At 70.9% G+C, this 13,778-nt stretch carries 8 protein-coding genes; 3 read left to right on the top strand and 5 right to left on the bottom strand.

Translation table 11 applies throughout. The features are described from left to right. The first annotated feature begins 13 nt into the window (after positions 1-13). Both SACAZDRAFT_RS09800 and gdhA read left to right on the top strand, forming a co-directional pair. Positions 14-1,669: a flavin monoamine oxidase family protein gene (locus SACAZDRAFT_RS09800; RefSeq protein WP_005441092.1), complete on the top strand. Its 1,656-nt coding sequence runs from the start codon at positions 14-16 to the stop codon at positions 1,667-1,669. Between the two features lie 180 nt (positions 1,670-1,849). Next, a complete protein-coding gene (gdhA, locus tag SACAZDRAFT_RS09795; RefSeq protein ID WP_005441091.1) occupies positions 1,850-3,193 on the top strand; it encodes an NADP-specific glutamate dehydrogenase in 1,344 nt (447 codons plus the stop codon). 12 nt (positions 3,194-3,205) lie between these two features. Here gdhA and SACAZDRAFT_RS09790 read toward each other — a convergent pair whose 3' ends face one another. The 4 genes from SACAZDRAFT_RS09790 to SACAZDRAFT_RS09775 form a co-directional block, all read right to left on the bottom strand. Then, entirely contained in the window at positions 3,206-5,047 is a 1,842-nt protein-coding gene (locus tag SACAZDRAFT_RS09790) for a serine/threonine-protein kinase (RefSeq protein ID WP_005441089.1), read from the bottom strand. Next, positions 5,044-6,957 carry a protein kinase domain-containing protein gene (locus SACAZDRAFT_RS09785; RefSeq protein WP_005441087.1) on the bottom strand — a complete coding sequence of 638 codons (1,914 nt, stop codon included), beginning with the start codon at positions 6,955-6,957 and terminating at the stop codon, positions 5,044-5,046. Before SACAZDRAFT_RS09785 ends, SACAZDRAFT_RS09790 begins: the two co-directional genes overlap by 4 nt. 13 nt (positions 6,958-6,970) lie before the next feature. After that, positions 6,971-7,996, bottom strand: a complete 1,026-nt coding sequence (locus tag SACAZDRAFT_RS09780) for a tryptophan--tRNA ligase (RefSeq protein WP_005441085.1) — start codon at positions 7,994-7,996, stop codon at positions 6,971-6,973. A gap of 206 nt (positions 7,997-8,202) precedes the next feature. Continuing rightward, complete coding sequence (locus tag SACAZDRAFT_RS09775) at positions 8,203-10,101, bottom strand: propionyl-CoA synthetase (RefSeq protein WP_005441083.1); 1,899 nt, start codon at positions 10,099-10,101, stop codon at positions 8,203-8,205. A 250-nt stretch (positions 10,102-10,351) separates the two neighbouring features. Here SACAZDRAFT_RS09775 and SACAZDRAFT_RS09770 point away from each other — a divergent pair, with 250 nt between their 5' ends. After that, the gene (locus tag SACAZDRAFT_RS09770; RefSeq protein ID WP_005441081.1) at positions 10,352-12,097 is read left to right on the top strand and encodes a serine/threonine-protein kinase; all 1,746 of its coding nucleotides are present in this window, start codon (positions 10,352-10,354) and stop codon (positions 12,095-12,097) included. An 88-nt stretch (positions 12,098-12,185) separates the two neighbouring features. Here SACAZDRAFT_RS09770 and SACAZDRAFT_RS09765 read toward each other — a convergent pair whose 3' ends face one another. Next, a complete protein-coding gene (locus tag SACAZDRAFT_RS09765) occupies positions 12,186-13,754 on the bottom strand; it encodes a dolichyl-phosphate-mannose--protein mannosyltransferase (RefSeq protein ID WP_005441079.1) in 1,569 nt (522 codons plus the stop codon). Between the last annotated feature and the right edge of the window lie 24 nt (positions 13,755-13,778).

Here is a 13,778-nt window from a genome sequence, read left to right as displayed (position 1 = left end):
GAGAGGTGGGCTCATGACTCTGGCCGGCTCCGAGCGAGTCACCATGCTCGTGCCGGATTTCCCGTTCGCGTACGACGACTGGGTGCGGCATCCGGCGGGGCTGGGTGTCGTGCCCGAACACCGGCGCGGCACCACGGTCGCCGTGATCGGCGGGGGAATCTCCGGGATGATCGCCGCGTACGAGCTCATGCGGCTCGGGCTGCGGCCGGTGGTGTACGAGGCCGAGCAGATCGGCGGCCGCATGCGGTCGGTGCCGTTTCCCGGGCACCCCGACCACGTGGCCGAGATGGGAGCGATGCGGTTCCCGACGTCGGCGACCACGCTGTTCCACTACATCGACGAGCTCGGGCTGCGTACCTCACCGTTTCCCAACCCGTTGGCGCCGAGCACCCACGCCACCGTGGTGAACCTGGAGGGGCGCAGCCGCTGGGCCCGCTCGGCCACGGACCTGCCGTCGGAGTTCCAGGAGGTCGCCGACGCCTGGGCGAAGGCACTGCAGGAACGCGCGGAGTTCTCCACCCTGCAGGACGCGATCCGGCGTCGTGACGTCACGACGTTGAAGGCGATCTGGAACGTGCTGGTCAAGGAGTTCGACGACCAGTCCTTCTACGGGTTCCTGGCCACGACACCGGCGTTCGCCTCGTTCCGGCACCGGGAGATGTTCGGCCAGGTCGGTTTCGGTTCCGGTGGCTGGGACACCGATTTCCCCAACTCGATCGTCGAGATCCTCCGGGTGGTCATCACCGAGGCCGATGACGACCACGTGCTCATCGAGGGAGGGTCGCAGCAGCTGCCCGCCGGACTGTGGACGCACCGGCCGGACGACCTCGTGCACTGGCCTCGGGGCACGTCGCTGGCGGACCTGCACGGCGGTGCTCCGCGGCCCGCGGCGGTGCACATCAGCCGTGACGGCTCGGGCTACCTCGTGGAGGACGAGCACGGCGGGGCCAACCGGTACCCGGCCGTGGTGTTCACCCCGCACGTGTGGATGTTGCTGGGTCGCGTGGACAGCGACCCGGACCTGCTGCCGCCGTCGTTGTGGACCGCGGTGGAGCGGACCCACTACATGGGGTCGTCGAAGTTGTTCGTGCTGACGGATCGCCCGTTCTGGCGGGACGTCGACCCGGAGACGGGACAACCCGTGATGGGCATGACGTTGACCGACCGGATGCCGCGCAGCGTCTACCTGTTCGACTCGGGCCCGGACGAGCCGGGCGTGATGTGCCTGTCCTACACCTGGAACGACGACTCGCTGAAGGTCGCCACCCTCTCGCCGGAGGAACGCCTCGAGGTCCTGCTGTCGAAGCTGGAGCACATCTACCCCGGAGTGGACATCCGGTCACACGTCATCAGCGAGCCGCTGACCGTCACCTGGGAGACCGAGCCGCGGTTCATGGGCGCGTTCAAGTCGAACCTGCCCGGACAGTACCGCTACCAGCGCAGGTTGTTCACCCACTTCAAGCAGGAGGAGCTCGCGGAGCGACACCGGGGATTCTTCCTCTGCGGAGACGACGTGTCGTGGACGGCCGGATTCGCCGAGGGAGCCGTCACGACGGCGCTCAACGCGGTGTGGGGTGTGGTGCATCACCTCGGCGGGCACACGCACCCGGCGAACCCCGGGCCCGGTGACGTTTTCGACGACATCGCGCCGATTCGGCTCGACGAGTGAGCCCCTGAGGCGCGAACCCCTGCTCTCTCCGTGGCGCACCTCACGTTCCCGCCTCTGTCGGTGGCGGGTATCACAGCAGGTGGCGGCATGTGATGTTCGCGGTCTTGCCCCGCTGGCCATCCCGATGTTTCGTTGAGGTTTAACGATTCGGGTCATCGACCAGTTCTCCAGGAGGCGGGTGTGCCAATCCACGAACGGCTCGAAAGCGTCTACGCCGAAGTACTGGCGCGTAACCCAGGCGAGACGGAGTTCCACCAGGCCGTCCGTGAGGTGCTCGAAAGCATCGGACCCGCCGTGGGCAAGCATCCCCAGTACGCGGACGCGAAGATCGTCTCTCGGATCTGCGAGCCGGAGCGCCAGATCATCTTCCGCGTGCCGTGGGAGGACGACCGTGGCGAGATCCACATCAACCGCGGCTTCCGGATGGAGTTCAACAGCGCACTCGGCCCCTACAAGGGTGGTCTCCGCTTTCACCCGTCGGTGTACCTCGGCATCGTGAAGTTCCTCGGGTTCGAGCAGATCTTCAAGAACGCGCTCACCGGGCTGCCCATCGGCGGCGGCAAGGGCGGCTCGGACTTCGACCCCAAGGGCAAGTCCGACCGCGAGATCATGCGGTTCTGCCAGAGCTTCATGACGGAGCTGCACCGCCACATCGGCGAGTACACCGACGTGCCCGCGGGCGACACCGGTGTCGGCAGCCGCGAGATCGGCTACCTGTTCGGCCAGTACAAGCGGATCACCAACCGCTACGAGTCGGGCGTGCTGACCGGTAAGGGCCTCATCTACGGCGGCGCCCGCGTGCGCACCGAGGCCACCGGATACGGCACCGCCTTCTTCGTCAACGAGATGCTCGCGGCGCGCGGCGACAGCTTCGCGGGCAAGACCGTCGTGGTCTCCGGTTCCGGAAACGTCGCCATCTACGCGATCGAGAAGGTGCACCAGCTCGGTGGCCGCGTCGTGGCGTGCTCGGACTCCGCCGGATACGTCGTGGACGACAAGGGCATCGACGTCGAGTTGCTGAAGGAGATCAAGGAGGTTCGCCGCGAGCGGATCTCGGCGTACGCGGACCGGGTGCCCCACGCCCGGTACGTGGAGGGCCAGCAGGTCTGGGAGGTCCCGTGCGACGTCGCGATGCCGTGCGCCACGCAGAACGAGATCACCGGCAAGGAGGCGGAGCGCCTCGTCCGCAACGGCTGCACCGTCGTGGCCGAGGGCGCCAACATGCCGACCACCCCTGAGGCGGTGCGCCTGTTCCAGGATGCCGGTGTGGCGTTCGGTCCGGGCAAGGCCGCCAACGCGGGCGGGGTGGCCACCTCGGCGCTGGAGATGCAGCAGAACGCCTCCCGCGACTCGTGGTCGTTCGAGTACAGCGAGGACCGGCTCGAGGACATCATGCGCGACATCCACACGCGCTGCCTGGAGACCGCCGACGAGTACGGCATGCCCGGCAACTACGTGGCGGGCGCCAACATCGCGGCCTACACCCGGGTCGCGGACGCGATGCTCGCGCTCGGCCTCATCTAGCGACGACTCTCGTCACCCGCGCGGCAGCGTCGCGACGATCTCGCTCGCGAGCTGCTGCGCGGGTTCGCACGGGACCGGCTCGTCCTGGCTGTACGTGATCGACACGTCTTCCATGTGCCGGTCGTCGATGTGGCGATGCGCCCAGTGGACTCTGCAGTAGATGCGGTCGGCGTCGGTGACCATCTCGGCCTCGACGCCGTCCAACGACACCGGCCGGCTCGTCGCGCCCTCGGGCGGCTCGCTCCCGGGGAAGCCGGGCGCGATGCGCAGCCGGGCGGAGCGGGAGCCCTCCCACCGGCAGGTGTGCAGACCGTCGAACGTCGGCTTCGTGGGGCCCAGGACGTCCCGCACCGCCGCGTCGTCCAGCAGCAGGCAGGGGTCCAGGGGGTAGGCACTGCCGGCGGGGTGGTCGAGCAGGACGTCGTCGCCGCGCAGCCGCTGCAGTGCTTCCTCGACGGCCTGCTTCGGTGCCTCGCACGACTCCGCGTCGGGGTCGTGGACGCTGAGGCTGTAGCCGGGTTGTTCGGGCAGTTGGATGGCGGCCTCGCACCCGGTGAGGGTCGTGAGGTGCACCGTTCGGCCGCTGGTGCCCGGTTCGGGGATGCCGCTCTGGAACCGGGTCGCGAGCGAGAGCAGGATCCGGGTCGACTCGCTTCCCGAGTAGTAGCAGGTGTCGAGCGAGTACGAGTCCGTGTCGGGGACGAGCGGGCCCCACGAGGGGATTCGGGCCTCCACCAGCAGCGTGCACGGGTCGACGCGACGCAGTCGTTCGACGGACAGCGCCTCCTCCTCGCCGACCTGCGGCTCCGACGCCTGCACGGGCGGTGTGGATTCGCTGTCGTCGAGGACGTTGACGAGCACCACCACGAGCACGGCGACCAACGCGGCGGTGAAGGCCGCGACCGGGACCGGGAACCCGCGACGCCGCGTACTCGGGGTGGGCGCAGCGCTCGGGGGAGCCGGTGGAGGCGGGGCCTGGGCGACCGTCCGCAACCGCTGTTCCTGCCGCACGACGAGTGCCTGCACGGCCTGGGGCCACGGCGCGGTCGCCGAGGTCACCGGGCCGAGGTGGTCGACGAGCTGCTGCGGGGTGGGACGCCGCGCCGGATCCTTCGCCAGGCACGGTTCGACGAAGGTCCGCAGCTCCGGCGCGAGCCCGTCGAGGTCCGGGTCGAGGTGCGCCACGTTGTACAACGTCTGCGGCGTCGACGTGCCCGCGAACGGCCGGGTTCCGGTGGCGGCCGTGAGCAGCAGCGACCCCAGCGAGAAGACGTCGCTCGCCGGGGTGATCTGCCCGCCGAGGGCCTGCTCGGGGGACATGAAGGCCGGTGAGCCGATGAGCGCGTTGGTGGCCGTGAGGTCCGAGCCGTCGGCGGCCCGCGCGATACCGAAGTCGATGACCCGGGGTCCGTCGTGGGTGACCAGCACGTTGCCCGGCTTGAGGTCCCGGTGGATCAGGCCCGCGCGGTGGATGTCGGCCAGTGCCACCGCCAGCGTGACGGCGAGGTGGCGGACTCCGGCGACGTCGAACGGCCCGGCCTCGTCGAGCACGTCGGCCAGTGACGGACCCGGCACGTACAGCGAGGCGAGCCACGGGGTGTCGGACTCGGTGTCGGCGTCGAGCACGGAGGCGGTGTAGGCGCCGGAGACCAGCCGGGACGCGGCCACCTCCCGGCGGAACCGGTCGCGGAAGACGGGATCGTGTGCCAGCGACGAGAAGACCAGCTTGACGGCGGCGAACCGGCCGTCCGGGCCGACCGCCAGCAGGGCGCGGCCCATACCGCCCTCGCCGAGGACCGCCAGCGTCCGGTAACGGCCCACGAGGCGCGGGTCGTCGGCCCCCAACGGTTTCACGGCTGCGGCAACCTTTCGAGCACGAGTGTGGCGACGGATCGGGCGGCCTCGCAGGCGTCGACCGTCGTGGAGCCGTGAGGCCGATAGCGCAACCTCACGACCTGGGTCAGCGAATCGTCGTTCGTCAGGTGGGCCCAGCTCAGCGCACAGGGCGGGTTGGCCGTCCCGGCGTCGGTCTGCCGGTAGACGGTGTGCTCACCCAGCTCGTCCTTCGTCCAGGTGTCGGGCAGCTTGGCCGGGTCGACCTCGTTGCCGAGGTCGAGCGTGAGGACGCCGCCGACATCCCACTCGCACGAGTGCAGGCCTGCGGGGGTGACGGTGGGGGTGGTCGAGAAGACGTCCTCGACCTCGGACGTCTCGATCAGCGCACACGGGTCGGTCGTCGCGAAGGAGCCGGGGAGCGGGTCGGGTTCCGGCGCGTCGGCCTGGATCACGTCGAGTGCTGTCGCGAGCCGCTCGTGCGCGGCAGTGCACGGCTTGTCGACGACGTCGCCGACGCCCGGGTCCACGTCGACGCTGACGGTGATGTCCTGGTCGTCGAGGATCGCGCCGACCTCGCAGCGTCCCTCGCCGCCCTCGTCCACCACGAGCCAGAGCCCGTCGAGGGTGTCGTCCTGCACCTCGTCGCTGGGATCGGGGTCGCCGGGCACGTGGTCACCGAGGGTGAGGGCGAACCAGCGTCCGTCGTCGTGCTCGTACGTGCACGCCGACAGGTGCACGCCGATCTGTGGAACCAGGTCGGATTCGTCGGCCAGGACCTTGCAGGGGTCGATCGAACGCAGCCCGGCGCGGCTCAACGGGTCGACGTCCTCGGGCTCCTCGTCGGTGCCGTCGGCCGAGCCGTCGGCGGGCAGCGCGCGGGGAGCCGGGCCCTCGCCCGGCGACGCGTGTCCCGCGAGGGTGCGATCGCCGCCGGCGAGCCCGATCGTGGTGAGCACGCCGGTGACGGCGAGGACCGCCGCGACGCCGACGAGCAGGCGCCGCCGCGCCCGCGTCGGCGTCGCCTCGGCGGGCGGGGTGGTGAGGATGCGATCCGCCTGCGCTTCCAGCGTGCTGATGCGCTCGTGCACGCCGTACGGCCACGGCGCGGTGCCTGGTTCGACGGCGGCGATGTCCACGAGCCGGTCGAGCAGCTCCTCGGGCGTCGGTCGCCTCTCCGGGGCCCGAGCCAGGCACGCGGCGACGACGTCGCGCAACGGCTCGGGCACACCGCGGAGATCGGGTTCGGCGTGCACGACGTTGTAGAGCGCCTGCACAGCCGACGAACCGGCGAACGGGTTCGTGCCCGTTGCGGCGAACACGAGCACCGTGCCCAGGGAGAACAGGTCGGTCGCGGCCGTGAGCGCGTGTCCGTGCGCCTGCTCCGGCGACATGTACTCGGGCGAGCCGATCACCGAATCGGTTCCGGTGAGTTCGACGTCGTCCTCCACCGCGCGGGCGATGCCGAAGTCGATGACGCGGGGCCCGTCATGGGCCAGCAACACGTTGCTCGGCTTCAGGTCCCGGTGCACGAGCCCGGCTCGGTGGATGTCGGCCAGGGCGGTGGCGAGCCCCACGGCGAGGCGGTGTACCGAGGCCGCGGGGAGGGGCCCGCCGTCGGTCACGACCTGCTGCAGCGACGGCCCCGGGACGTACAGGGTCGCCAGCCACGGCGTCGGCGCGTCGGGGTCGGCACCCAGGACGGGGGCGGTGTAGGCGCCGGACACGAGCCGGCACGCGGCGATCTCGCGACGGAACCGTTCGCGGAACACGGCCTTGCGCGCGAGCGAGTCGTGCACGAGCTTGACGGCGGCGGGACGGCCGTCGGGGCCCGCCGCGAGCAGCACGCGGCCCATACCGCCGCCGCCCAGCGCGGCGAGCGTGCGGTACGGGCCGACGTGCCGAGGATCGTGTGGCTGAAGCGGCGTCACGGCCGCGAGGCGGTCATCGGGCGCCTACGGCCTTGCGCACCCCGGACAGCACGCGGCTCGCCCGCTCCCGCGCCCGCTCGGCGCCGCGTGCCAGCACGTCGTCCAGCTCGCTTCCCGGCTCCATGTAGGCGTTGTAGCGCTCCCGCATCGGGGCGAGCTCGTCGTTCAGCACCTCGAACAGCACGTTCTTCAGCTCGCCCCAGCCCATGCCGCCCGCTTCGAGGCGCTTGCGGGTGTCGGCGACGACGTCCGCGGCCGAGGCCGGGGCGAACTGGCGCAGGATCTGGAACGGCGCCGAGCTGTCGGGGTCCTTCGGCGCCTCCACCGGAGTGCTGTCGGTCGGGATGCGGCGCACCAGCTTCTTGAGCTTGTTCTCCGGCAGGAACAGCGGAATCGTGTTGTCGTACGACTTGCTCATCTTCCGGCCGTCGAGGCCCGGCAGCACGTCGCCGGTGCCGCTCTCCGGGATGAATCCCTGCGGGATTTTGAAGGTGTACCTGTCGCCGAAGAGGTGGTTGAAGCTGCCCGCGATGTCGGCCGCGTACTCGACGTGCTGTGCCTGGTCCTTGCCGACCGGCACCACGTCGGTCTCCATGATCAAAATGTCGGCGGCCATGAGGACCGGGTAGTTGTACAGCCCCATGTTGACGCCGGCGTCGGGCTCCTCGCCCGTCTCGACGTTCCGGTCGCGCGCGGCCTTGTAGGCGTGGGCCCGGTTCATGAGGCCCTTGCCGGTGACGCACGAGAGCACCCAGCTCAGTTCGAAGATCTCGGGAACGTCCGACTGGACGTAGAACGTCGTCCGCTCCGGATCGAGCCCCGCGGCAAGCCAGGAGGCGGCCACCGAACGCGAGTAGTGCCTGAGCAGCTCGGCGTCGCGGATGGTCGTCAGCGCGTGGTAGTCGGCGATGAAGTAGAGCGAGTCGTACTGCTCGGCCAACCGCAGCGCCGGACGAATCGCACCCACGAGGTTGCCCAGGTGGACTTCTCCGGTTGGTTTGATGCCGGTCAAGGCGACCTTGCCTGCGGGTTCTGACATGTCGCCATCCTAGCGACGTGCTCGGCGCCGCCCTGCGAGCCCGCCGACCGTCGAGGGACGCTCGCCGGGAAGGTCGGTGGCACCGAGGGCCGCTCTCGTTCTGCGTCTGCGCACGAGCACCTCCGAAATGTGAGCGTGCTCCCAGGCTCAGACGCCAGGATTGGTCCAGACAACCACCGATCGGGTGAGCGGGGCGCCGATGTCGCTCAGCTCGGCGGGCGCAACGCGCTCCGGAGCCGGTCGAGCACCGTCGGGTCCTCGATGGTGGACGGCACCGTCACCTCGCGACCGTCGGCGATGCCCCGCATGGTGGCACGCAGGATCTTCCCCGAGCGGGTCTTCGGCAGGGCGTCCACCACGGCGACGTCGCGGAACCCAGCCACGGGGCCGATCTCGGCCCGCACCGCCGCGACGAGCTCCTTCGCGAGCTGCTCCTCCGAGATGTCGGCGCCCGCCTTGAGCACCACGAACCCGCGGGGAAGTTGTCCCTTGAGGGGGTCGGCCACGCCGATCACCGCGCACTCCGCCACGGCCGGGTGTGCCGCCAGCACGGCCTCCATCGCGCCGGTCGACAGGCGGTGTCCCGCCACGTTGATCACGTCGTCGGTGCGGCCCATCACGAAGAGGTAGCCGTCGGAGTCGACGTAACCGGAGTCACCGCTGAGGTAGTAGCCCGGATACCGCGACAGGTAGGAGGCGACGAAGCGCTCGTCGTCGCCCCAGAGCGTGGGCAGCGAGCCCGGCGGCAGGGGCAGCCGCACGGCGATCGCGCCTTCCCGGCCCGCGGGCTGCTCGCGGCCCGCCTGGTCGAGCACCCGCACGTCCCAGCCCGGCATGGGCACGGTCGCGGAGCCCGGCTTGACGGGCAGTGCTTCCAGGCCCCGCGGGTTGGCCGCGATGGGCCAGCCCGTCTCGGTCTGCCACCAGTGGTCGACGACCGGGATGCCCAACCGCTCGCTCGCCCAGTGGTACGTCTGCGGGTCCAGCCGTTCCCCGGCGAGGAACAGGGTGCGCAGGGCGCCGAGGTCGTACCGGCCGATCTCCGCGCCGTCCGGGTCCACCCGCTTGATCGCACGCAATGCGGTGGGCGCCGTGAACAGTGCGTGTACGCCGTACTGCGACGCGACACGCCAGAACGCGCCCGCGTCCGGGGTGCCCACCGGCTTGCCCTCGTAGAGCACCGTGGTCGCACCCACGAGCAGGGGTGCGTACACGATGTAGGAGTGGCCGACCACCCAGCCGACGTCGGAGGCCGTCCACCACACGTCGCCCGGGCCGATGCCGTACACGGCGGACATCGACCAGGCCAGCGCCACCGCGTGACCACCGTTGTCGCGCACCACGCCCTTCGGCTTCCCGGTCGTGCCCGAGGTGTACAGCACGTAGAGCGGGTCGGTGGCCGCCACCGGCACCGGGTCGGCCGGCGCGGCCGAGGCCACCACCTCGTTCCAGTCGAGCTCGCCGTCCCGAAGCTCGGCCCGGGCGGTGTCGCGTTGCAGGACGACGACGTGTGCGGGCTCCGTCGCGCCCTCGTCGCGCACCAGCTGCAGCGCCTCCCGCACGATCGGCACGTACTCCACGACGCGGGTGGGCTCCACCCCGCACGATGCCGTCAGCACCACCTTCGGCGCGGCGTCGGCGATGCGCGCGGCCAGCTCCTTCGGGGCGAAGCCGCCGAACACCACGGAGTGCACGGCGCCGAGCCGGGCGCACGCGAGCATCGCCACCACGGCCTCGGGCACCATCGGCAGGTAGATCACGACGCGGTCGCCCTTGGCCACGCCCAGTGACCGCAGCGCGCCCGCCAGCGTCGCCACCTCGTCACGGAGCCGTCGGTAGCTGTAGCGCGCGGAGCCGCCGGTGACCGGTGAGTCCCACACGAGCGCGTCCTGCTCGCCCCGGCCCGCGTCGACGTGCCGGTCGAGGGCGTTGGCCGCCGTGTTGAGCTGCCCGTCAGGGAACCACCGGTACAACGGCGCGGCGGTGTCGTCCAGCGCGACGGTCGGAGGGCGGACCCAGTCGACGGCTCGTGCGGCGTCCAGCCAGAACGCCTCCGGGTCGTCCAGACTGCGCCGGTACTGCTCGCGGTACGCGCCTGTGCCCATGGTTCCTCCTCGGCGTTGAGGGGCGGGTGGGGACTCTCGTGAGGACTCCTGCGACGACCGTAAGGCGGGTGATCGCTGGACACCAGGCCGTGACAGCGGCGATCGGCACGGCAGCTCGTAGTGTCGTGAGGCGGTACCACTCGGTGACGGTCGACTGTGGGGTACCGGCTCGCCCGCCGTAAGCTCGGGTGTGGGCACAGGCATACTGTGCCTTTGGACGATGCCGGGCGACGCGGCGAAGGAGCGAGGGGTGGAATCGATCGCGAGCGCGCTGCTCTCGCTCGCCTATCAGCTGTTCCAGCCGGGTTTCTGGCCCGGCGACTGGGCGTGGGCCACGAGCATGGCCGGTGCGTTGATCGGGTTGTTCCCGGTGGGAACGGCGGTCGGCGTCGCGTTGATGCGCAAGTTCACCGGCAACCGCTACCACGGTGGTGCCCTGGCCGCGCTGGGCGTTCTCGGCGTCGTCGGCATGTTGCTGATCCCGTGGTTCCTCACCACCGGTGTCTCCAGCGTCTTCCGAGCGGCCTTCGCGGGGCAGAGCACCGGGTTGTCGGTCGCCGAGGTCGCCGCGATGCAACAGGACTACGGGCTCGGCCCGCAGACCGAGTACCTGGGCGGGAAGCGCAACGTCTACGAGACGCTGTTCTATCCGTCGGACAACGTTCTGACCTACGGGTTCTACCTCGTCACCCTCGTCGGGTTGCCGGTGCTGATCCTGCTGGCGATCATGCTGCTGGGCCGCATCGCCCTGCGGCGGGGGCCGAAGTGGCCCGGCAGGTTGCTGTGGGTGCCGTTCGTCGTCTTTGTGATCGTCAGCGCGGGCGTCGAGGTGAACGTCGCCGTGCACGTGTGGCTCGGGTTCCTGCCCGTCGCCATCCTCGGCGTCATCCCGGTGTCGCTGGTGGGCCCGCCCAGCTGGTCGACGATCGAGAACTCCGACCGGCGGCCCGAGCCGAAGGCCGCGGAGCAGCCGCAGCAGCCGGTCCACCTCAACCCGCGGGAACAGGAGTCCCCGCCACCGGCACCGCCCCCACCGGCCAAGCAGTACGCACCGACCTCGGTCGCGCCCGCGCCGGAGCCGACCGTGGCCGCGTCCGAGCCCCCGGCCGAGCTCGCCGCCGCCCCGGGCCCGGTGCCCGTCGTCCCGGGCAGCGCGCCGACCGGCAGCTCGCGGTTCCGCCGGGTCAAGCGGCTGGGCCATGGTGGCTTCGGCACCGTCTGGCAGGCCATCGACACGCAACTCGGCCGCACGGTCGCCATGAAGATCGCCCACGCGCCCGACCGCGACACCGAGGAGCGCATGCAGCGCGAGGCGCGGGCGCTCGCGGCGCTCAGCCATCCCAACTGTGTGCGGGTGTACGACCTGGTGGAGGAGCCCGACGGGCTCGCGCTCGTCATGGAGTACCTCGAAGGCCAGCCGCTCGCCGAGGTCGTCGACAACGGCGGTCCGTTGGACGACGTCGCCGCGGGACGGCTGTGGGCCACGATGGCCAGCGCGTTGGCGGCCGCACACAGCAAGGGCGTGCTCCACCGGGACATCAAGCCGTCCAACATCATCATCGACCCGATGGGCGTGGCCCACCTCATCGACTTCGGCATCGCCCGCAGTCGTGGCGACTCGAAGCTGACGGCCACCGGCATGATGGTCGGCACCCCCGACTACGTCGCCCCCGAGGCGGCCGCGGGCGCACCCGCGAGCCCGGCCTCCGACGCGTGGCAGCTCGCGGCCACCGTGAGCTACGCGCTGACGGGCCAGCCACCCCGCGGCACCCGTGAGACTCCGATGGCGGCGCTCATGGCCGCTGCACGGGCCGAGGCGCCCACACACCTGCCGCGGCAGAGCGTGCACGCCCGGCTGCTGGCCGCGTCGCTGGACCAGCAACCCCGCAACCGGCCGACGCTCAACGTCGTGTACCGCGAGGTGGAGGGCTGGTTGTCGCGGGCGGGTACGTCCACCGACGGCCCCGTGACGAAGCTCGTGCCGCGTCAGCAGTGAGGTGAGGCGCGGCGGCGCACCGTTCCCGGCCGCCGCAGCGCGCCACCGCCCTGCCCTGGCCCTGCGGGTCAGCGGTCCGGTCACCCCGTCAGCGCCACGACGGCAGCCACAGCTCCGCCTGCCAGCGGTCGTAGGTGATGGGCTCGCCGACGAGGATCGGCCACAACCACACGAAGTTCGCCACGACGAGCCCCACGTACAGCGACACCGCGAGCAGCCCGGTGCCCCGGCGTTCGGAGTTGCCGCGCGCCCCCAGGACCTGCCCGAGCACCAGCGTCAGCCCGAGAACCAGGAACGGCGCGAGCGGGGTGGCGTAGAAGAAGTACATCTGCCTGTCGAGGTTGGTGAACCACGGCAGCAGGCCCGCGAAGTAGCCCACGAGCACGGCGGCGTAGCGCCAGTCGGCGCGGAACACCGCCCGCCACAGCCCCCACCCCAGGACGGGCAGCGCCAACCACCACATGGCGGGCGTGCCGACGAGCATCGTGGCGCTGACGCACTCCGTCTCGCCGCAGCCGGTGACGTTCTCGCCCGACTCGAAGTAGTAGAGCATCGGGCGCAGCCCCATCGGCCACGTCCACGGCTTCGACTCCCACGGGTGCGGATCGCCCTCGGGGGTCGAGAGGTTGCTGTGGAAGTCCAGCACGTTCGTGGTGTAGAGGAACAGCGAGCGTAGCGCCGCCGGAACGAATCCGAACGGGCCGTCGCCGACTCCCTCCATCTCCACGTAGTGCCGGTCGGTGGCGGTTTCGCTGGCGAACCACGCCCACCAGCTCCCCAGGTACACCAGCACGGAGACCACGCCGATGGCCCAGGCCGCGGGGAGCAGGTCCTGCCGCAGCGCGCCGACCCACGGCCTGCGCACTCCCGCCGTTCTGCGGGCGGCGATGTCGAACGCCACGCACAGCAGCCCGAACGCGATCACCCAGTACGCGCCCGACCACTTCACGGCGGTCGCGAGCCCGAGCAGGACCCCGGCGCCGAACCGCCACCAGCGGAAACCGAGTCTCGGTCCGTAGGGCGACGAGTCGATCCAGCCCTCGCGCACGGCCGTCGCCAACCGCTCGCGCACCTGATCGCGGTCGCACAGCAGGCAACCGAACGCGGCGAGCACGAACAGCGCGATGAAGATGTCGAGCATCCCCATCCGCGACTGCAGGTGCAGCACCCCGTCGCAGATGACCAGCACTCCCGCGATCGCGCCCAGCAGCGTGGACCGGGTCAGCCGGCGCGCGATGCGGACGGTGAGCAGGACGATCAAAGCCCCGGCCACGGCCGCGCTGAACCGCCAACCCCAGCCGTTGTAGCCGAACAACCATTCGCCCACGGCGATCAGCTGCTTCGCCAGCGGCGGGTGCACGACGAGTTCGTAGCCGTAGTTGTCCTCGTAGCCGCCGTTGCGCAGCATCTGCCACGCCTGCGGCACGTAGTGCTTCTCGTCGAAGACCGGCGTGCCCTTGTCGGTGGGCACACCGAGGTCGAACAACCGCAGGAATCCGCCGATCGCGGTGAGCACGACCGTGACGACCAGCGCGCGCAGCCGGTCACCGGGCAGGGGCCTGCCGAGGAGCGCGGCTTCGCGGTCGCTCGGGGGCTCGGAGACCTGTGGCGCTCGGCCCACGCCGCCCGCCGACGAACGGGTGAGGAGTGCGGTCACGGGCCCCGATACTACGGGCTAGCC

Source organism: Saccharomonospora azurea NA-128 (assembly GCF_000231055.2).
GTDB lineage: Bacteria > Actinomycetota > Actinomycetes > Mycobacteriales > Pseudonocardiaceae > Saccharomonospora > Saccharomonospora azurea.
This window is presented reverse-complemented; position numbering and strand designations above follow the sequence as displayed.